17 protein-coding genes, 1 tRNA gene and 1 pseudogene are annotated in these 19,013 nt (G+C 55.2%); 10 read left to right on the top strand and 9 right to left on the bottom strand.

Annotation, left to right across the window (positions count from 1 at the left end; translation table 11 throughout):
* Positions 1-2: 2 nt before the first annotated feature.
* The 10 genes from ASF84_RS01615 to ASF84_RS28915 all read left to right on the top strand — a co-directional run bounded on the left by ASF84_RS01615 (position 3) and on the right by ASF84_RS28915 (position 10,074).
* Positions 3-695, top strand: coding sequence for a pseudouridine synthase (locus ASF84_RS01615; RefSeq protein WP_056834547.1), 693 nt, complete (start codon positions 3-5; stop codon positions 693-695).
* A gap of 298 nt (positions 696-993) precedes the next feature.
* A complete protein-coding gene (locus ASF84_RS01610; RefSeq protein WP_056834546.1) occupies positions 994-1,887 on the top strand; it encodes an alpha/beta fold hydrolase in 894 nt (297 codons plus the stop codon).
* Positions 1,888-2,020: 133 nt separating this feature from the next.
* Positions 2,021-2,094, top strand: a tRNA-Gly gene (locus ASF84_RS01605).
* Positions 2,095-3,274: 1,180 nt separating this feature from the next.
* Positions 3,275-4,243 carry a hypothetical protein gene (locus tag ASF84_RS28250; RefSeq protein ID WP_082481251.1) on the top strand — a complete coding sequence of 323 codons (969 nt, stop codon included), beginning with the start codon at positions 3,275-3,277 and terminating at the stop codon, positions 4,241-4,243.
* A 10-nt stretch (positions 4,244-4,253) separates the two neighbouring features.
* Positions 4,254-4,595, top strand: a complete 342-nt coding sequence (locus tag ASF84_RS01600) for an STAS-like domain-containing protein (protein ID WP_056834544.1) — start codon at positions 4,254-4,256, stop codon at positions 4,593-4,595.
* A 1-nt stretch (position 4,596) separates the two neighbouring features.
* Positions 4,597-5,160: a type II toxin-antitoxin system VapC family toxin gene (locus ASF84_RS01595; protein ID WP_056834542.1), complete on the top strand. Its 564-nt coding sequence runs from the start codon at positions 4,597-4,599 to the stop codon at positions 5,158-5,160.
* A gap of 194 nt (positions 5,161-5,354) precedes the next feature.
* The gene (locus tag ASF84_RS01590; RefSeq protein ID WP_056834540.1) at positions 5,355-5,552 is read left to right on the top strand and encodes a hypothetical protein; all 198 of its coding nucleotides are present in this window, start codon (positions 5,355-5,357) and stop codon (positions 5,550-5,552) included.
* Between the two features lie 328 nt (positions 5,553-5,880).
* Positions 5,881-7,092, top strand: coding sequence for a DUF4297 family anti-phage-associated protein (locus tag ASF84_RS01585; RefSeq protein ID WP_056834539.1), 1,212 nt, complete (start codon positions 5,881-5,883; stop codon positions 7,090-7,092).
* A gap of 16 nt (positions 7,093-7,108) precedes the next feature.
* On the top strand, positions 7,109-8,794 hold the full coding sequence (locus tag ASF84_RS01580) for an ATP-binding protein (RefSeq protein WP_056834537.1): 1,686 nt from the start codon (positions 7,109-7,111) through the stop codon (positions 8,792-8,794).
* Positions 8,795-9,186: 392 nt separating this feature from the next.
* Positions 9,187-10,074, top strand: a complete 888-nt coding sequence (locus ASF84_RS28915) for an abortive infection family protein (protein ID WP_156684126.1) — start codon at positions 9,187-9,189, stop codon at positions 10,072-10,074.
* A 183-nt stretch (positions 10,075-10,257) separates the two neighbouring features.
* Here the strand turns inward: ASF84_RS28915 and ASF84_RS01570 are convergent, their stop codons facing one another.
* The 9 genes and pseudogenes from ASF84_RS01570 to ASF84_RS29885 all read right to left on the bottom strand — a co-directional run.
* Entirely contained in the window at positions 10,258-11,052 is a 795-nt protein-coding gene (locus ASF84_RS01570; RefSeq protein ID WP_056834533.1) for a DNA adenine methylase, read from the bottom strand.
* A 224-nt stretch (positions 11,053-11,276) separates the two neighbouring features.
* On the bottom strand, positions 11,277-11,810 hold the full coding sequence (locus ASF84_RS01565; RefSeq protein ID WP_330219662.1) for a DUF2514 family protein: 534 nt from the start codon (positions 11,808-11,810) through the stop codon (positions 11,277-11,279).
* A complete protein-coding gene (locus tag ASF84_RS01560) occupies positions 11,807-12,427 on the bottom strand; it encodes a glycoside hydrolase family 19 protein (RefSeq protein ID WP_056834531.1) in 621 nt (206 codons plus the stop codon). The genes ASF84_RS01565 and ASF84_RS01560 overlap by 4 nt, the downstream gene beginning before the upstream one ends.
* A gap of 69 nt (positions 12,428-12,496) precedes the next feature.
* On the bottom strand, positions 12,497-13,543 hold the full coding sequence (locus ASF84_RS01555; protein WP_056834529.1) for a phage late control D family protein: 1,047 nt from the start codon (positions 13,541-13,543) through the stop codon (positions 12,497-12,499).
* A gap of 58 nt (positions 13,544-13,601) precedes the next feature.
* Positions 13,602-13,808: a tail protein X gene (locus tag ASF84_RS01550; protein WP_056834527.1), complete on the bottom strand. Its 207-nt coding sequence runs from the start codon at positions 13,806-13,808 to the stop codon at positions 13,602-13,604.
* Complete coding sequence (locus ASF84_RS01545) at positions 13,783-14,628, bottom strand: phage tail protein (RefSeq protein ID WP_056834524.1); 846 nt, start codon at positions 14,626-14,628, stop codon at positions 13,783-13,785. The genes ASF84_RS01550 and ASF84_RS01545 overlap by 26 nt, the downstream gene beginning before the upstream one ends.
* A 9-nt stretch (positions 14,629-14,637) precedes the next feature.
* Positions 14,638-18,276 carry a phage tail tape measure protein gene (locus ASF84_RS01540; protein ID WP_082481248.1) on the bottom strand — a complete coding sequence of 1,213 codons (3,639 nt, stop codon included), beginning with the start codon at positions 18,274-18,276 and terminating at the stop codon, positions 14,638-14,640.
* 134 nt (positions 18,277-18,410) lie between these two features.
* Positions 18,411-18,713 carry a phage tail assembly protein gene (locus tag ASF84_RS29515; RefSeq protein WP_056835327.1) on the bottom strand — a complete coding sequence of 101 codons (303 nt, stop codon included), beginning with the start codon at positions 18,711-18,713 and terminating at the stop codon, positions 18,411-18,413.
* Between the two features lie 12 nt (positions 18,714-18,725).
* Positions 18,726-18,986 (bottom strand): annotated as a pseudogene (locus ASF84_RS29885) (phage tail assembly protein); the annotation flags it as partial.
* Positions 18,987-19,013: the final 27 nt, after the last annotated feature.

Genomic DNA, 19,013 nt, shown 5'->3' with positions numbered 1-19,013 from the left:
CCATGCGCCTGGACCGCTTTCTTGGCAACCTGCCACGTTTCAACCGCCAGCAAGTGCGTCTGGCGCTGGTCGCCGGCCGCGTTCAGGTCGACGGACAGGTGGCGCGTGATCCGCTGCATGAGGTGCGTGAGTTCAGTTGCGTGCAGGTTGACGGTGAGGTACTGCAGGCCGGCAAGCCGGCACGCTACTTCATGCTGCACAAGCCCGCCGGCTGCGTCAGCGCCACGACCGACCCGCAGCACCGCACCGTGCTCGACCTGCTGGACGTCCCCGACAAGCATGAACTGCACATTGCCGGGCGCCTGGATTTCAACACCACAGGGTTAATGTTGCTGACCAACGACGGGCAATGGTCCAGGCGCCTGACCCAGCCGCAGACCAAGCTACCAAAAGTGTATTACGTCGAAACCGAGCAACTGATCGACGAACGGTATGTGGCCCGTTTTGCCGACGGCTTTTACTTCGCCTTCGAAAACATCACCACCCAGCCCGCCCACCTGACCCTGCTCGGCCCGCGCCAGGCGCGCCTGAGCATTGTCGAAGGCCGCTATCACCAGGTGAAGCGCATGTTCGGCCATTTCGACAACAAGGTATTGATTCTGCACAGAGAAAGCATGGGGCCGCTCTTGCTGGACGCGGACCTGTCACCGGGCCAGTACCGCCCCCTGAGCGCCACGGAAATCCTCGCCGTCTGACCGTCAGTCGGACGCCTCCCTCCAGGCGTGTAACAACGTACGAACGGCACTTGCGGGTTCCGGGATCGACTGCTTGAATCCAATCGTCGGTCTGCATGTGACCGACAAGTCATACCCGCATTCTAAGAAACCTTTTGCCGTACCGGGCCCCGGCCCCACGACAAAACGCCCGCCTAATAACAACACCTGTCGGACAGATCGTTCGGATCGACATGGGCCTTTCAGGCGTATGCCTACCTGTCACGAAACTCGTGCAAATTCATTTGCGCGCACACTTGTCTACGCCAGGAGAAGACATATGAGGCCAGAAACCGCTGTGCTTGATATACAAGGATTGTTCAGGGTGTACACCGAGTTCTACCGCTCGGACACCGCAGAAAAGACCATCGTGATGGTCAACGGCTCACTGGCCACCACGGCATCCTTTGCCCAGACCGTTCGCAACCTGTACCCACAATTCAATATCGTGCTCTACGACCAACCCTATGCCGGCAAATCCAAACCCCACAACCGGCATGAAAAACCGCTGACCCGCGAAATGGAAGGCCAGATCCTGCTGGAGCTGATCGACCATTTCCAGGCTGAACACGTGATGTCCTTTTCATGGGGCGGCGCGGCCACGCTGGTGGCCCTGGCGCACCGGCCACGGCGCATCGAAAAAGCCGTGATCAGCTCGTTCTCGCCACGCATCAACGACGCCATGCGCGACTACCTGTTGCGCGGCATCACGCACCTGGGTGCGCACGACCGTCATGAAGTCGGGCAACTGATCAACGGCACCATCGGCAAGCACCTGCCGTCGCTGTTCAAGCGCTTCAACTACCGGCACGTCAGCAGCCTGGACCTGCATGAATACGACCAGATGCACTACCACATCAGCCAGGTACTGGAAATCGACCCGCAGAACTACCTGACGGCCGCGCAGAACATCAACGTACCGGTGCTGTTCCTCAACGGCGCGCTCGATGAATACACCAGCGCCTGCGACGCGCCGCTGTTCGCCAACTATGTCGAGCACAGCCGTTTCAGCATCCTCCAGGATGCCGGCCACTTTCTGGACATGGAAAACAAGGCCGCCTGCCGCGATTCGAAACGTGCACTGACGGAGTTCCTGAAGCCCGAACCCTCGGCCTCCAGCAGCCCCCGTTATTCCATCCACCCGACTTCGAGCCACCATGCATTTGCTTTCTGAAGCCGACGTACCCGACCTGCGGATCCATTCGCCGACGCCAATCCGATGCCTCTCGGCGAATGATCCAGGCCAACCGATTGAAATCAGGGCTTCAATTGAATGCCACTATCTGGTACAACGTCAGTCGCTTTGCGCGGGTGTCGTATAATGGCATTACTCCAGCTTCCCAAGCTGATAACGAGGGTTCGATTCCCTTCACCCGCTCCATATTTTTCAAGGGTTGCAGCCTAGCAGCCTTTAGCAAGGTGTCTGTTAAGGTGTCTGTTTAGCACTTTAACCTGTAGTCAACAGGCACCCAGCGGCAAGATCTTGCCACCCCTCCCCTCCAAAATCTCAAGCCATGACAGCGCATATTTGCACCTATTGCTTGCACGCTTGCCGCGAAACAAGACGCCTTGCTTCGCAACACCTTGGTTTTTCCGTTACCTACGGTGTTCTGCCAACACAATCCAAACACCAGCGACACCAGCGACAATCCAATCCATGCCTGTGTAAAGCCCAATCCCAAGCCATTGCCCAAGCTCCGCCCGCCCATAGATTCCTTAAGGAACAGCACCACACGCTAACCACATTTGTGCGGAATAGCAGGCGAATGCGCACGGTGTCTCAGAAGGGCTAAACGCGCGTCTTGAACACCTTGAGAATCCTTTCTAGGAACAGTGATTGGTACAAAAAGTGGTACGAGTCTCCAACAATCCGAAGCCATCCAGTAGCCGATTCTAATACAAAGCAACCATTGTTTTATGACCGCTATCGGCCCAGAGTGTGTAAAAACGCCTTCGCAAACCCTTGCTATGATTTCTGAGGATTTCATCGAAAGGATCGCCCATGAAGCGTTTCATCCAAGGTGAACATCGATTTAATCTCTGAAGCCTTACTCAACCTGTTGGCTCATCGGATTGGCGTTTACATACTAGGCTTGTTTTTTGGCGGCCATTTCGAGGGAGAAAGCGGCTTTGCCTAGGGCTGGGCAATCGCTGTTGGTGGCTTGGTGCTGATCGCTCCATTCGCGGCTTTCATAGCTTTGCTTATCAATTTCAGTAGAGGTTGAGATGATTGCCGCTATAGGTCGACTGCTGCCGGTCGAACACAACGAAACGCCACCTTATCCCTCATCCCCGCAGCAAATTTTAAGTAACCGTTTTCGGCTCCAATCCCAAGCACTGTCGATGCGGTTCAAGGCGGACAATCACGGGGGAACGGTTACGTGGCATTTAATTCACGTCAGGGAACCGCACATCCTAGAAAACAGGACACTTTTCAAGTACGCTCAGATGAGCGGTAGAAACGCCCTCGGATGGCCAAGGTCTAAAAGCGGCCACGCCGAAACGGATATTTTGTCGTTTACATTCAGATTCATCTACAAAGGATCAGGTGAAAGATAGCAATGGAAACAGAAACAGTCAGAATACCTCTACCACCCATCAGGGATGATGAGTCCGGATATAAATATCTGAGCAAGCTTGCTGATTTTATTATCTCCTCACCAAATAATATCTATATTTTTGATTTTTCAAAATGCTCAATAATAAGCCATAACGGGTTAGTTGTAATAGGTGGCCTATGCAACTACTTAAAGCAGCATGAAAAAAGCCGGCAAATGTTTAATGGCTTTGGGCTAAGAAACCTTATCCGCACTAGAAAAATTCAATTCAGCATTGAAAAAATAAACTCTCGTCTACTGGAACGCTTGCAAGAACTTGGTTTCTGGAATTACGTTCACCCTGATTATGGAATTGTCGGATCTAGCGACTATATCGGCTATAGGCAGCACGATACAGTTCTGAATGATTCCCAAATCGTAGATCATCTTAAAGACAGCTGGTTAACCAATGAAAAACTCTCAGTTTCAGAATCGCTAAAAGCAGAAATCGTAAGCAGCATTTACGAAATATTTATCAATGCATATGGTCACGGCCTCAAAGACAACCACAATCAACAAAGTGTCATCTCCTGCGGATATTATGAGCCGAAAGAAAAAAGACTTTCTTTATCAGTTCTAGATTTGGGTGGTGGCATAGTGAACTCCGTACAAAAACACATTCCTAATTTAGGTAAAGAAGCTGCCTTTAACTGGGCTCTTGAGGTGGGTAACTCCACAAGAACAGACAGCGCCCCCGACTTACCGAGAGGTCTAGGTTTCGGCATCTTAAAAGATTTTGTAATGATAAACGGAGGTGTACTCCGCGTATGCAGCGATTCCTACATGGCAATAGTAAACCCGCATGGTATATATATCACACAGAGCGTGCCGGGAAGACTATTAGGAACGCTAGTTAGCATAACTGTTAACTGCGACGACAAACATTACAAGCTCAAGTCAGAAAGCGAAGACCTGGCGCCGGCTTATTTTTGAGAGGCATGAAATGAAAGTAATCAACGTTAAAGATATTGTTGGCACCAACGCAATATCGATGAACTCTGGCATAAAGCTTAGAAAAGTAATTTTAAAAGAATGGAGAAGCGGCAAAGTCATTCTAGACTTCTCCGGAATTGACGTCTTCGCATCCCCCTTTCTCAATGCGAGCATAGGCGCTCTCCTCAAGGATAAAACCATCGAGGAACTCCAAAACACCCTCGTGTTTGAAGGAATTTCTGATCACGGGAAGAGACTTCTCAACTTAGTGATTGCTAACGCAATAAAATTTTTCGCTGATGGTGGCGATAAAACGAACACAGGCCTAGACCAAGCACAGAAGGATATGTGAAATGTTTTTCGATATAAAAACACAGCCACCTTCTAAAGGTGAAAACTTCTTCGTAGATACGAATGTTTGGTACTGGATTACCTACGCAGCATCGAAAAGCTTTACTGGTAACGGCCCAAAAGGATATCAGACTGAATTCTATCCCGAATTCATTGAAAAAGCGCTGGACAATGAAGGCACGCTCTACTACTCCCCACTAACATTGGTCGAACTAACAAGACTAATTGAAAGATCAGAGTTTGAAATATTTAAAGCATATAAAAACACACCTGACGTTTCCTTAAAATCCTTCAGAAAAAAGGCCACCGAACGAAAAGCCGTGGTCGGAGAACTTAAGTCCGCCTGGGACCAAATCCAAAGTATGGCTAAAGAACTCCCAGCCAATCTGGCACCGGGGGTCGCGGACTCATTAATGCACACCGTGGAAAACCATCTCGTAGACGGTTACGATGCGCTCTACTATCACTTCATGAATGAAAACCAAGTGCTAAATATCATTACTGATGATAAAGATTTTCGAGACATCAAAGGAATCAATTTGTTTAGTTGCTATGAGCGCGACTAGCTTATGCTGACGATATTTACATACTGACCATAAATCCGTCATCCGCCAGATGATGGATTGGACGCATTACCCCACATCACACCAGCCAGACTGGCTTGTCTAGTGGCACGCATCCTGCTTGGAATAAAGGCAGCAGTGAAGCATCTTCTCGAAAAATTCGACTGCTAAGCTGACTGTTTCACGGAGGATTCGCGATGGCAAATTCTGACCTTCTCCCTTCCCTGCTATACAAAGTCAATGAAAGCCAACTCGCCCTGGAGGTCGCCATAATGGGGCTTACGCTTTGGGGCGAGCAGCACGGTTCAGCCGAAATAGCCAGCAATGTTCGCGGCGCCCTAGCGGCGATCGACCGCAATGAAGAATTCATCAAGATGATGATAACGCCGGAATGACCGTGATCCGCAGTCGACTGCAGCCTTTCGTGACAGGCAGCCATCAGCCAAAAGCGGTCTATCAGAAAATCAAGCCATCGTTCGCTCACACCGTCTCAGAAGCTGAGCTATAGTGATTAGCTGTGCTGATACACAATCGGTTAATATTCCTTTATATCTCTACAGTGCATGCCAGCAAAATCTGTCATCGCACAAATGATGGTAACGCGTGCTTGGTGTACGACGAGTACTCGCCAGCATCTACGGAATGATACGTTGGAATACTTGCACCGACTTACAATGCTAAGTGCAAGTAATTACTGATAGAGACATAGCAGATGGACGTGCCATGACTGACAGAAGCGCCGTTGACACTATCCGAGGTTATTTTTACCAGTTCGATCTGTCTATCTTTAGCATTTTGCAACTGGCTTCGCCGGACGATTCTATTGAGATCGAGTGCATTGAGGACATCGATATCCGCACCGCAAGCGAAATTACCGCCACGCAGTGCAAGTACTACGCGAAGACCGAATATAATCACTCCGTGATCAAAGATGCGATTAAGCACATGGTGTCCCACTTCAAGGAAAGCTTGGGCGGAACGAAACCGAAGGTTGCGTACTCCATAAAGGGGCACTATGCATCCGGCCAAGAAAAACTGGATGGCGGTGTAGACGTCGATTTCCTAAAGAAGCACTTTCTGACCTATACGAAAGACAAAGCAATCTATTATCACCACTTGGACTTAGAGCTTTCCGACACTGAACTCAAGGAGTTTTTACAGCGCCTGACTATAGACATCAGAGCGAAAGAGTTTGAGCAACAGTTCCGAGAGGTGGTGACGGCGCTCCAAGTTGCGCTGGGAGGATCGTTATTCTGTGCCGAATACTTTTTCTACAGCAATGCGCTAGCGGTTATCCGCGATTTATCGATCAAGGCTTCGCCAACGGACCGGGCAATTACGAAGAAGCAATTCCTTGCTAGGATCAATACCTCGAGCATTCTATTCAATGAGTGGTTCGTCGAGAGAAAGGGTAAAAAGGCTCACTTGGCAGCGCTTCGCAAGGAGTATTTTACAGAACTAAACGTGCCGCCATACGAACGCTTCTTCATGGTAGAAGTAGACTCTGACTCATATAAGCGAGGCGACCTAAAGGACCTATTCCACGATCTTTCAAGGAAATGGGCCAAACTGTCCGCTCGTGAGCCGTCACCTTTCTGTCCGTACATTTATGTTCACGGGGTAACAGACAGTGAGTTTCTCGACCTTAAGAAAGAGCTCAGCAACGAGGGCTTTAAGCTCATAGATGGCCACGACTTCCAAGGGGCGGATTTTAGCCACCAATCGATCACGCAGACAGCCACGCACGGTAACGGTATAAGGATAAAGGTCCTAAACACGCTTTCCAACGTCGAGCAAACCGTAGACATGATTGCCAAGACACGGCGCATCTACCAATTCCATTTAGGCAACTGCTACTTCCAATACGACAAGCCAGCGGTCCGGCACGTCAAGATTCAGGTTGAGCGGCTATCGGACGTCAAATCAATCATCTAAACGCAAGGAATTTAGCATGGTACATAAACAGGAAGAAGATAAAATAAATGCCCAGGTAATCGCGGTTTTTCCCGACAAGGTGCGCATTGTTGTGGATGACCTCGAAGACTTTAAAACAGCGGAAGAGTCGCTGAGGGTCGGCTCATACGTGAAGATTGCGGATAACGAAAATGCGGTTCTCATAGCAATTATCGAGAACTTCCAGATTGCCGTCAGCACAAATGGAAAGCGGGATTACATCATCGAAGCATTCCCAATAGGCATTTTGAGGCAAGGTAAGTTCGAACGCGGCGGTGATTCGCTAGCCATCCCACCGAAAGAAGTCCAACCCGCGACCATCGCCGATATTAAAAAAATTTACGACGACTCAGTTCCCCAAGGCGAGAGATTCCTGTTTTCGACGCTGGCTTCAAATGGGAACGTCCCTGTGCCTGTCAACGGAAACAAGTTCTTCAACAAGCACATCGCAGTGGTCGGCTCGACCGGCTCCGGTAAATCACACACCTTGGCTACCATCATCCAGAAGGCAGTATCGGGAAAAGACGGCGACTTCTCCCTTAACAATTCGCATGTGATAATTTTCGACATCCACGCAGAGTACAAGTCGGCATTCCCTTCCGCAAACCACATTGACATTTCAAACTTAGTTTTACCATACTGGATGCTAAACAGCGAAGAGCTGGAGGAGTTTTTCCTCGACACTGAAGCAAACGATCACAATCAGAGGAACATTTTCAAAGAAGCGATCATTAGGGACCGACGCGCAAAATACAGCGGTTCCGAAACCGAAAAGCAAAAGATTCACCTCGATACGCCTATCCTATTCGATATCAAAGAGGTGCTGGCGTACGCAATCGCTAAGAATGAAGAGTTGGTCGATAGCGGAGAAGTCTATGCATCCAGTAACAAAGAAAAGGCTGGACAGCCTAAATACACGCAGGGAAGCCTTTACGGAAAGCTGACAAACTTCGTCAGCCGACTCGAGAACAAGGTGAACGACACTAGGCTGGAATTCTTCCTAGGCGAAAAATCCAATAACATCACGTTCGAAGAAACACTTCAGCAGTTGCTCGGATACCCCTTGCAAAGCAGATCAAACGTGACCGTCATTGACCTTAGCGGAGTTCCGTTCGAAGTATTGAGCATCACAGTATCACTCATATCGAGGCTCGTTTTCGAGTACGGGTACATCTACAAACGCATACGCTGCGCCAAGAACCCTAGCGAGAAGGTGAACAACGACGTACCAATCCTGCTTGTCTACGAGGAGGCGCATAAATATGTCCCTAATAGCGAGCTTTCCAAATACCGGTCGTCCAAAGCCTCTATTGAACGGATTGCCAAGGAAGGACGAAAGTATGGTGTCACGCTATTGTTAGCGAGCCAACGACCATCAGAAATATCAGAAACGATTTTTTCTCAATGCAGCAACTTCATTGCGATGCGTCTGACCAACCCAACGGATCAAGGCTACGTTAAAAAGCTACTTCCGGACTCGCTTGGTTCATTGATTGACAAAATGACATCGTTCCGGCAAGGGGAAGCTTTATTGGTAGGTGAATCCATTATTCTTCCCTCAATCGTTCAGATTGAGCCTTGCGCCGACGCCCCCTCCTCGAACGATATCCCTTACTGGCAACTGTGGAAGGAGGAATGGAAGGACATGGACTTCGCGGCGATCAAAGCTGAATGGTACAAGTGATGTCTGCACGCTATATTCGTAAAGGTGTTCAGCAGGACTACTGGCGCCTCATTAGAATTAGGTCACGGCAATGATGACTTTTCGTGCAATCCCCTTAGTATAGAAGGACTAGATCGGGAATTTCAGCTCTGTTTCGGATGTGGTCATCCATGAGTGGCTGCTGCGGGCGAATGCACCCGTTCAGAGCTTAAAAAATCAGGGGTTATTCATTGTGAATCTGATGCGCGGTATCGCAGATTTCAGAACAAACTGAGCTGCGACGCTCCAAATGAGTCAGGGGTAGCTATCGTCCAGGGTTACATCGTGTCTCTAAAAGCCACAGGGCAATTCAATTTCTGGTGCGGTCGCGACCTACATTTTAGAAAAGCTGAAAGAATAGATGAGTTCAGAAAATGAGTGAAGATGGATTTGCAGCGCTGGCTGCTCGATCATTAATGGTAAAAAATGAGAACCTACAGTTATTATATGGATTAAAAGCTTTCGAGCAAAAACTTTTGGAGTTGGTCGAAGGTCTTGGGTGTGGCGGCAATAGTAAAACCATCACTTTTGATGAGATTGTTGACCAAGAAGAAGATCCAATTGGGCATACAACTTGCTATCTAGCATTCACTGGCCGGGAGTTAAAAATCGGATGGAAAGAGGTGCCTCGTCCCAGCGAATTGGACTACTGGACTCTTTGTTCATTAGAAGAGGCTGGAACTGATATGCAGAGACGCGTCAGTGATACCAAGGTGTTGAACTCGCTGGTAGCCGATTTACTCCAGAACCTCGATAAAGAGTTTCTAAAAACCGCCGCCGCGGCTCAGTCCCTTGCTCAATTCATGACTGTCGAAAAAGCTATAATTGATGCAGACCTTGATAGCCTGTTCAGTAATAGTTCTAAGTTACTGGATTCGTGGTTGAAAGCTCGGAAATTAGTTTTTCCAGATCCTGATCAATCGATTTCCCTCAGCTGCACGCACATTGAAACCGTGCTAAAAAGTTGCTTAAAAGCACTGGGGGAAGAAGGTTATGATAGCTACTCAATCGAGAAATTGCTGAAGCGATTGCTAGGTATTCTTCGAGACTCATCCACCATTGGCCCAGCTGCTTCGGAAATGCTCCAGGGCGTAGGCACGGTGTTTCACGGAATCGGTACCCTACGCAATGAAACTTCACATGGAAAGGATGACGATTATGTATCAAATCCTCCTGAACTGGCGCAGACGGTGAACCACCTTGCCGGTGTTGCCTCGGTCTTTGTGATGAAGCAGACCACCTTATTTTTGAAGAACAGCTAACATAGCTGTCTGAATCATCCTCAATTTCTGTTCCCCTTCAAAAGTCTACTTTTAGCCGACAGCAGCCTTTAATAAGGGGCAGTTTTGGATCGGGGGTATGCCTAATCCACTACCCCCGCCCTTCCTACCTTTAATCAGAAATACTGGCCAGCGCTTTGGCTTAGCGTGCCTTAGACTGGATACTCAAAAAAGCCCACCCAACGCGGCAGGCTCCCAGTTCATGATCACCAACTCTCCGCTCACTCCGGCCTGGCTGGTGCGCTGATTGACGGTTGTGTAACGGATGTCCAAGGTCTCAAAATGAAACCCCTCGAACACCTGCCGCATGTCGGGATGGTCATTAATGCTGACCATCACCCTGCCTTTGCACCGCCGCATGAAGTCGGCCATGCCCTGATACTGATCGAATCCAAAGCCCACACCATATCCAGAAGTTTGCCAATAAGGCGGATCCATATACAGGAAGGAATGCACCCGGTCGTAACGCTCGGCGCACTCCAACCAAGGCAGATTCTCGATGTAGGTGCCTGCAAGCCGCTGCCAGGCCACAGACAGGTTTTCCTCGATACGCAGCAGATTTATGGCCGGGCCAGTTGTGGCGGTACCGAACGTCTGACCCGATACTTTTCCACCGAACGCATGCTGTTGCAAGTAGAAGAACCTTGCAGCGCGCTGAATATCGGTCAGGGTTTCAGGGCGGGTCATCTTTTGCCATTCGAATATCTGGCGGGAACTAAGCGCCCATTTGAACTGGCGCACGAACTCTTCAAGGTGGTTCTGCACGACCCTGTATAGGGTGACCAGGTCACCGTTGATGTCGTTCAAGACCTCAACGGGGGCTTGCTGGGGACGCAAAAAGTAGAGGGCCGCACCGCCGGCGAATACTTCGACGTAGCATTCGTGGGGTGGGAACAGCGGGATGAGGCGGTCGGCCAGGCGGCGTTTGCCGCCCATCCAGGGGACGATGGGAGAGGACATTGATTGCAAGCCTTTACTGTATGAATAGACAGGTGATAGGCTCCCGTTCGCTTTGTGCACGAAGCGGGGGCCTTGGCTGGACTTGCAGGAAGGGACTGCGGGTTCGGTGACCGATACCGGATGTTGACGCATCCAGTGTCGGCCGCTCCTTTACTACGAATTTCTTTCAGTATTGCGGTGGCCAACAAGCCATGGCCTGCCGACCGCGAAGAAAAGTCAGGTCATCAGTCGAGCGCGCCATAGGCCTGCTCGCACGTCAGCCCCCTGCTCCGCCCTTGATCAGCATATTCCGCCAGATCGCCCGCTCTTTCGTCAGCGCGCTTGAGCACGTCGGCAAGCACCAGGACGGCGCGGCTTGCTGCCGAGCTTGCAGCGGCAGTGCAGGAATGGCTGCCGGTTTGACTGGCGAGACGGCGGGCAAGGTCGTCGGCGGTGTCGCGCAGGCTGCCAGCAGTAGCGCGAGCGGCAGCAGCATCAGCCAGCGCCTGATCAATGAGTTGTTGTCCATCCTGAATCGCCTTGTTGATTGAGTGTTGTCGGGCCTGTTCTTTCTCACGCTCGCCCACCTGGGCCAGTGCCCACGCTTGCTGATCGCCAGCATCGCGTGCATTCCAGCGGGATTGCCACTCGGCGTTCTTGACGGTGCGCCCCTGATCATACGCTAGGTACAGGCTGCCGCCGATCAGCCCGAGGACCAGCAGCACGCCGGCCAGCATGAGCCAGAGCCGGCCGGTGCCGGCAGGTATCAGCGCGATCAATTCAACACCTTGAGGGCGGTGTCATACAGCGCCTTGCGTGCCGGGGTTCCGTGCGGCACACGCCCCACTTTGCCGGTGTTGATCAGGCTGCCGATGTCCTGAAAGCGACCGGCGTCAGCCAGCTCATTGAGGCCGTGTTGATTCCACCACCAGGCGGAACACAGCGCCGCTTGCTCCGGTTGCTCCAGCAATTGCGGTTCCTGCTCCAGCGGCAGATTCAGGTCGGCACCGGCCGTGCGGTAGTTCGACCGGCCAGTGATCTGCAACAGGCCACGGCCACGGAACCGCCAGCCATCACCGGGCTGGATGTTGCCCATTCGCGAGCCGTAGACCACGGCCGCGATTCGTTCCGGTTGTCGGGCGTACTGCGCCGCTGTGTTCTTGTCAAAGCGGGTGGGCCACGTTGCCACGAGGCCCGCCGCGCTGTAATTGAGGTTTTCGATCAGCCGGCGCAACTGCCCGGACTCGTGCCCGACCTGGGCGATGAACGCCGCGATGCGCAGGCGGTTATCGATCTTGAAACGGGGCATGGCCCGATTGAGCGCCGGCACGAAGATACCGACGACGGGCCGACAGTTCGGCAGGATCTGCAGCAGTTGCTGTTCAGTGATGGGCATAGGGTTTCTCCAGATGCAAAAAACCCGCAAACGCGGGTTATGGATAGATTCGTTAAATCTGATTGGGGGTTACAACTGCACTACGCGCAGCGGCTTGTCTTCCTTCTTCTCTTTTTTGCCTTTGACCTTGGCCTTGCCGTCCTTGCCGCCGTTGCACTCGACCGTTGTAGACCAGCCGCCTTGCGTGAGCGTCTGTTCAACGCTGTCGATCAGGTACTGACCGTCAAGCCCGGGCTTGAACCCCTGCGCATCAATGACGCGCTCGGCAAACAGATCGGTGCGCCCTTCCATTTCCAGCCGCACCGTGGCGGTGCTGCGATTGAATGCCGCCAGACGCGCCTTGGCGGCCGCTGTAGCAGCGGTTTCGTTCGGGTAGATGTGCCGGTCGGTGTGCACGGGCGGCAGGCCTTCCGGGGCCTCGCTGTTGCCCAGCTCGACCACCTTCAAATCGCCGGTCTTGGGGTCTTTGTGCTGGGTCTTGACTGCCTTTTGAGTCGTCCGGTCACCCAGGTTGAAGTCGTAGCGAAGCACATCCGTTTTTGCCAGCACCACGACCCCCAGCGCCTTGCCGGTGGTGCTCAGCTCGGACTGCCGAGGCATGACCAGCAGCTTGCCATCGGCCAGTTTTGCGGTGCAGTCGTGCAGCCTGGCCAGCCGCGTGATGAAGTTAAAATCCGACTCGCCGCGCTGATCGATCCGCTCGACCTTGGTCTGTACCGGGCACACCGGCTCCCAGCCGTTGCGGGTCGCAATTTCCGTGACGATCTGCGACAGCGGCACACCTTCCCAGCTCCCGCTGCGCGTGGTCTTGCCGCTGCCACGCATGTCGGCGGCCTTGCCGCTGATCGTCATCGTATCGGGCGGGCCGGATACCTTGATCTGATCGACCGTGTATGAGCCCATGCGCGTGAGCGGATGGCCTTCATAGCCCATCAGCACTTCGACCTTGCTGCCGCGCTGAGGCAGCGCCACGGCCTGATCGCGGTCATCAATGCGCAATTCGAACTCGTCCGACTCCATGCCGGGCTTGTCCGATACGCGTAGCATCAACAGTCGGTCGTTGATCAGCACAGTGATGTCATTGCCGTCGGCAATGATCCGGTACGTCGGTTTCATAGGACTCCAGAAATGAGAAAGCCCCGCACAGGGCGGGGCTCGTTACGCGTAACGCGGGTCAGCCGAACAGTTGCAGCAGCTCCACCGCCGGCGCCGACAGATCCGGCAGGTGAATCACCAGGCCGGCGCGATACGGCTGCGCCTGCCGGGCCAGATCCGGGTTGGCCTCCAGCACCGCTTCCACGGTGCCGTTGAGGTGCCCGTAATGCTGCTGACAGATGACATCGAGCAGATCCCCATCAGATGTTCTGCAGATCGTTGCCATAGCTTACAAACTCCAGAGAAAAGCCTTGTTTGCGGGGAATCCCGCCGGCCAGCAGGTTGCTCTGTTCCTCATCGACACTGAGCAAACACCAGTCGCCCAGCACTTCGCCGTAACCTGTCACCAGGTTGAGCGGCTGCAGGTTGCGACCAATGCTGCGCAGGGTGTTGAGCTGGCCGATCCCGCCCTTGTAGCCGGGAAAGATCACGCCCTTGATGCTGATCTTGTCTTCACCAAGCCCGACCGCCTGTTGCGCAACACTGCGCCGCAAACGCTCCTGGCCCGCCCACTTGAATGACGTCTGCCGGTGCAGCTCGTCGAACGCGGCCGTATCCAGGTTGAAGTAATACGGCTGCACATTGGGGTTGTGTGACTGGATGATCAGCAGGTGCGGGAAAGGCGTAACCGCCTCGGGTTGCGGCGTTGCCTGCGCCGCCAGGCTGGTCGTCGGAACGACCGTGGTCATAGAGGGGTTGACCTGCCCAGTCACCCGCCCGACTTCCGAGGTCACCCGGGCGGCCTGCTCCTTGAACGCCCCCAAGCGCTCCTGAACCTGCCAGGCCGACGAGACGGCCGAGCTGTAGGTTGAGGCCACCTGCCCCACTTTTGACTGAGCCAGGCCGATGGCACGCGTCACCCGGCCCAGCTTGCCGCCGATCAGTGGCCCCACGAACGGTATGTTTTCCAGCTCCGACGCGGCGCCGGTGATGTCACTCACCGCCCCCGCGAGCGGGGCCAGCATGCCGTCCATGCTCTGCCGCCCGGCCTCACCAGCAGCAACCAGCCATTTCAGCGATGATTGCAGTTGCTCCATGTACGCCATGAGCGCTCCTTAGACGTGCGGTTGATCGTATAGCTGGGTCGAGGCCTGCCGGCTTGCAACTTCACGCTGGAACGCTTCCCAGTGCCGCTGAAGGTGCGGCAACAGATCGCGGGCCAACTGCGCCGGATCTTTCACATCGCCATCCACCCGAACGGGCATGTTTGGCGAGAATGTGAACGACTGGTCGACCTTGGCGCCTGCAGCAACCGGCGGCGCTGCAGCCTTGGCCATTTCCTGCGCCGGCGGCGGGGGTGGCGCGGCCTTGGCCAGCTCGCGCACCACGTCACCCGGCGTAATGGCCGGAGTACGATCGGCAGATTTCGCCGGCACTTCGACCGGCGCCGGGGCGCGTACTGCATCGCCCAGTGCCGGCGGCTTGACCTCGGGCTTGGGTGGCGCTGTTACGCGCAACGCATCACCCGGTGCCGGCACAGGTGGCGGCATGGCCTTGGCCAGCTCGCGCACCGCTTCACTCGACATCATGAGCGGCACCGGAGGACGTACCGCATCCCCCAGAGCCGGCGGCTTGACCTCGGGCACTGGGGGCACCGTTACGCGTAACGCATCGCCCAGCACCAGGGGGGGCGCTTGGACAACAGGCTTTATCGGTGCCGCCGGCTCTACCGCCACCGGAGGCCTTACCGCATCGCCCAACGCCGGTGCAGGTGGCGGCACGGGCTCCGGCTGTTCGGGGGCAGAGCCGAACAAGTCGCCCAGCCACTTGCCCACCGACGACTCGTCTTCCTTGGCTTCGCCGCCGTCCTTGTCCTTGGTTTCATCCGCCGGCGCGTCGTCACCGAACAGCGTCTTGCCCAGCCAGCTACCGCCGAACTCCCCGCCCATGCTGCCGAGCATGGCACCCACCGCACCCCCGACCGCTGTACCGATCACCGGCACGACGGAACCGATGGCCGCGCCTGCAGCAGCGCCGGCCAGCGTACCCGCCAGGCTGCCGGCGGCCGCGCCGTAGCCTTCGGCTTTCTCGTCATTGGTTTCGGCGGTCATTGCGACGTTTACCGCCGACATGCCGGCATCGACCAGCGAACCGCCCGGCAGGCGCTTGGCCAGGTCACCGACCTTGCCCACCGCGCCCATCATCCGACCAATGCGGCCAATCTCGGGCGCCGGGGGCGGTGCCGGCGGAATCGGCGGTACAGGTGGCACCGGCGGGCGCGCACCAGGTCGTGACCCGGAACGCGCCCCATGGCCACCCTCGCCGCCGTCGTCATTGCCGCCACGTCGACCACGACCACCACGACCCCGGCGACCGCGACCGCGCCGGCCGCCGGCATCAGCCTGAGCGCCGCCACCGGCAGCACCCGGCCCGCCGATTTCCGAGGCGTTCACGACGAACACCTTCTGCAGCTCGACGGCGCCGCCTTCGCCATCGCCGCCGTCGTCGCCACCCTCATCGTCGTTGCTGGCATTCTGGAAAATATCCAGCAGCTTGAGGCCGGTGCCCACCAGGCCGCCGGGCGCCTCGTCTTCACCGTCGCCGCCTTCGGCCTCTGCATCACCCTCAGCGGCTCCAGGGCCGCCCATGCGCAGCGTTTTGATACCTGTCTCTACCAGCCCCAGCACTTTGCCGCGCATGCCTTCCTCGGGCGCCTCAGCACCTTCGGCGGCCTCACCTTCACCGGCACCCTTCTTGCGAATGGTCTTGACGCCGGTATCGAGCAGATCCAGCAACTTGCCACGCACGTCGGGCGGGTCTTGCTTGTCGGCCTTACCCTTGCCGTCCTTGTCCTCCTTGTCGCCCTGGGCGGCGGTGCCCGGGGTGTCCTTTCCTGACGCGCTGTCGCCATCGTCCTTGTCGGCGCCGGCATCGTCGTCAGCATCAGCGGCGGCGGCCTTCTTGCCGAACGCACCGAGCCCCAAGGCCAGCAGGCCCAGCACTTTGGCGCGCTTGCCGCCTTTCTTGTCGTCGTCGCCATCCTTGCCAGCGGCCTTTCCAGCCGCCTTGCCGGCACCCTTGCCATCGCCCTTGTCGTCGTCGGCATTCGTGACGAATACCTTCTGGACCTTGTTCGGGTCACCGGCACCGAGCCCCCCAACTTTGCCCCGGGCGATATTGAGCAGACCCTTGCCGATCGTGAAGGCGCTGAACGCGGTCTTGAGCCCGACGAATGCGGCACCGATGGCCACGGCACCGGCGATGACCGATTGCGAGCCATCAGACAGGCGCGTGAACTCCTGCGCCACTTTCGTGATGCCCTGAGCCACCTGATCGGTAATCGGGCGGATGGCATCGCCAATGCTGCGCATCGAGTCGTTGAGCGCCTGCCCGGTCTCAGCCCAGCGCTGATTCGACGTCTCGCGCCGTTCGGACAGGTTCTTGTCAAGAATACCTTTCGAGTTGCCCGCCGACGACTTGAGTTCCTCATACAGCGCCTTGTTTTGCGTGTACGCCTGCAGCGCCGCCTTGACCTGCATGTCAGCGAAAATGTTGCCCGTTTTCAGGGAATCATTCAGCGCCTCGATCTGGGCCCTGGCTTTTGCGGGGTCCGTCTCCTTGTTGATCTTGGCCATCGCTTCGGCCATTTGTTTATCTTTCTTGGGGTCCGTCTTCTGGACGTACTCCTGCGCCAGGGCAAAGCTGGACTCCAACGTGGATTTTTTGTTTTGCAGGCCGGTTTGCATCGACTTTTCATAGTCAATGCCAACTTTCTTGTAGGCATCAACGGTGTCACTCGCACCGATCTTGCCCATCCAGTTTTTCAGGTTGTTCGCGGCTTCGTCGCTGCTGCCGGCAGACTTCATCTGCACCTGCAGAATCGCGCCCAACTGCGTCACGGCATCCATGCCCGTGATTTTCATACCGGCCATGTTCGACAGCAGTTCGGGGAACCACTTGGCCATGTCGGCCGCTTCAAAACTGCCCGCTTGGCCTTGAAACGCAATGGCCTCCAGCGCCTGTTCCATCATTTTCGGATCAGTGATCTGAGCGTTCTGCCCCAGGGCGCTGATCATTTTCGCCGTCGTGGTGCCATCAGTGCCTTGACCGATGGAAAATTTCGCCGCGACAGGCGCGTACTCCAGTGCCTTTTTCACATCCATGCCGGTGCCGACCAACTGGTTGACCAGGTCGGCCACGTCGTTGCGCGCCATGCCGGTGTCACGCGAGGTCTGCACCACCGTCTGTGCCATCTGCGCTTCTTCGGGCTTGCCGGCCATCCCGGCCTTGATCGCAATGTCCCGAATCACCGCCTGATAGTCGCCGCTGATCTTGGTCGGCACCGCGACCATGCCAGCGCCGGCCACCGCCTGGCCGATGTTCGACCTCATCGACTCTTTGCCGGCCTGCACCTGCTGGTGGCCTTTAAGCTGCAGATCGGCCGACTTCGCCTCCTGCCCGAGCCGGCGGTACTCCTGACCCAGCTTGCCGACCTGAACACCTTGCTTGCGCAGGGAGTCCAGGTTTGTGTCGAGCTTGCGCAACAGGCCATCGGCCGATGCCACACCGCTGTCGTGTGCGCGCTTCCACTCATCACGCAGCTTCATCGTCTCGCCAATGATGTTTTTCAACACCTTGGCCTTGCTACCTTTGGCCTCCAGCTTCTGGATACGGCCCTCGACCGCGTTGAACGCGGATCCGAGCGACGATGCCACAGCACCGCCGATTACAAGCGCCAGTGCCATTTTTGCCATGCGCTATTCCCCCGTGCGTGGCTCAGTCCGTGAGCCACCAGACCATGTCCGACCAGGGCATGTCCGTTATGTCAGTGGCCGAAAAGCCCAGCTCCCGGGCCAGTCTTTTGGACAGACTTTTCTGGATCGAGGGATCAAAGCCCGTCGTCTTGCACCATACGAAAATAACCCGCCTGCAGGCGGGTGTAATCCTTAAGGCGCAAGCCGTCCAGGTCATTGCAGCCAACCTCGGCCAGCGAGGCGAACAGGCTGATTTCGCGCTGTTCAGCATCACCGCCGGCGGTCGCTTGCGCAGTACGAACGTCACGCACGGTCGGCGCACGAAACACGATGCGCTCATGAGGAATGCCGTTCAGATCTGTCTTTTTGCTCAGCGTGACGGTAACGCCATCAAGCGTTACGTCCAGATAGTCAGGCTTGGGCTGTTCTTCCTGCACCAGGAAGAAATAGCCCGCTTGCACACGGGAATAGTCCTTGATGTGCAGGCCTTCCAGCTCCTTGCTGTTGACGCCGGCCAGCGCCGCAAACAGATTCATTTCCGCCTGTTCTTCATCATCAGCGCCCTTGTTGGCCTGGCGAGAATCGATCACCAGCGGTTCGCGCAGCATGATGCGGCCCTGCGTGACGCCACCCAACTCGACCGGCTTGCTCAGCGTGACAAACACGCCGACAGGGGTCGGCTCCAGGTATTTCGGCAATGGTTTGCCCATGAACAGATGTCCTTGTTATTGCGAGAG

Source organism: Pseudomonas sp. Leaf127, assembly GCF_001423155.1.
In the GTDB taxonomy this organism is placed as follows: domain Bacteria; phylum Pseudomonadota; class Gammaproteobacteria; order Pseudomonadales; family Pseudomonadaceae; genus Aquipseudomonas; species Aquipseudomonas ovata.
The sequence above is the reverse complement of the archived record's forward strand: the minus strand, read 5'-3'. Positions and strand labels throughout refer to the sequence as shown.

Bases quoted from the DNA above. Each gene is read 5' to 3' on its own strand.
- ASF84_RS01615 (WP_056834547.1), top strand. From the start codon at position 3: ATGCGCCTGGACCGCTTTCTTGGCAACCTGCCACGTTTCAACCGCCAG.
- ASF84_RS01610 (WP_056834546.1), top strand. From the start codon at position 994: ATGAGGCCAGAAACCGCTGTGCTTGATATACAAGGATTGTTCAGGGTG.
- ASF84_RS28250 (WP_082481251.1), top strand. From the start codon at position 3,275: ATGGAAACAGAAACAGTCAGAATACCTCTACCACCCATCAGGGATGAT.
- ASF84_RS01600 (WP_056834544.1), top strand. From the start codon at position 4,254: ATGAAAGTAATCAACGTTAAAGATATTGTTGGCACCAACGCAATATCG.
- ASF84_RS01595 (WP_056834542.1), top strand. From the start codon at position 4,597: ATGTTTTTCGATATAAAAACACAGCCACCTTCTAAAGGTGAAAACTTC.
- ASF84_RS01590 (WP_056834540.1), top strand. From the start codon at position 5,355: ATGGCAAATTCTGACCTTCTCCCTTCCCTGCTATACAAAGTCAATGAA.
- ASF84_RS01585 (WP_056834539.1), top strand. From the start codon at position 5,881: ATGACTGACAGAAGCGCCGTTGACACTATCCGAGGTTATTTTTACCAG.
- ASF84_RS01580 (WP_056834537.1), top strand. From the start codon at position 7,109: ATGGTACATAAACAGGAAGAAGATAAAATAAATGCCCAGGTAATCGCG.
- ASF84_RS28915 (WP_156684126.1), top strand. From the start codon at position 9,187: ATGAGTGAAGATGGATTTGCAGCGCTGGCTGCTCGATCATTAATGGTA.
- ASF84_RS01570 (WP_056834533.1), bottom strand. From the start codon at position 11,052: ATGTCCTCTCCCATCGTCCCCTGGATGGGCGGCAAACGCCGCCTGGCC.
- ASF84_RS01560 (WP_056834531.1), bottom strand. From the start codon at position 12,427: ATGCCCATCACTGAACAGCAACTGCTGCAGATCCTGCCGAACTGTCGG.
- ASF84_RS01555 (WP_056834529.1), bottom strand. From the start codon at position 13,543: ATGAAACCGACGTACCGGATCATTGCCGACGGCAATGACATCACTGTG.
- ASF84_RS01550 (WP_056834527.1), bottom strand. From the start codon at position 13,808: ATGGCAACGATCTGCAGAACATCTGATGGGGATCTGCTCGATGTCATC.
- ASF84_RS01545 (WP_056834524.1), bottom strand. From the start codon at position 14,628: ATGGCGTACATGGAGCAACTGCAATCATCGCTGAAATGGCTGGTTGCT.
- ASF84_RS01540 (WP_082481248.1), bottom strand. From the start codon at position 18,276: ATGGCAAAAATGGCACTGGCGCTTGTAATCGGCGGTGCTGTGGCATCG.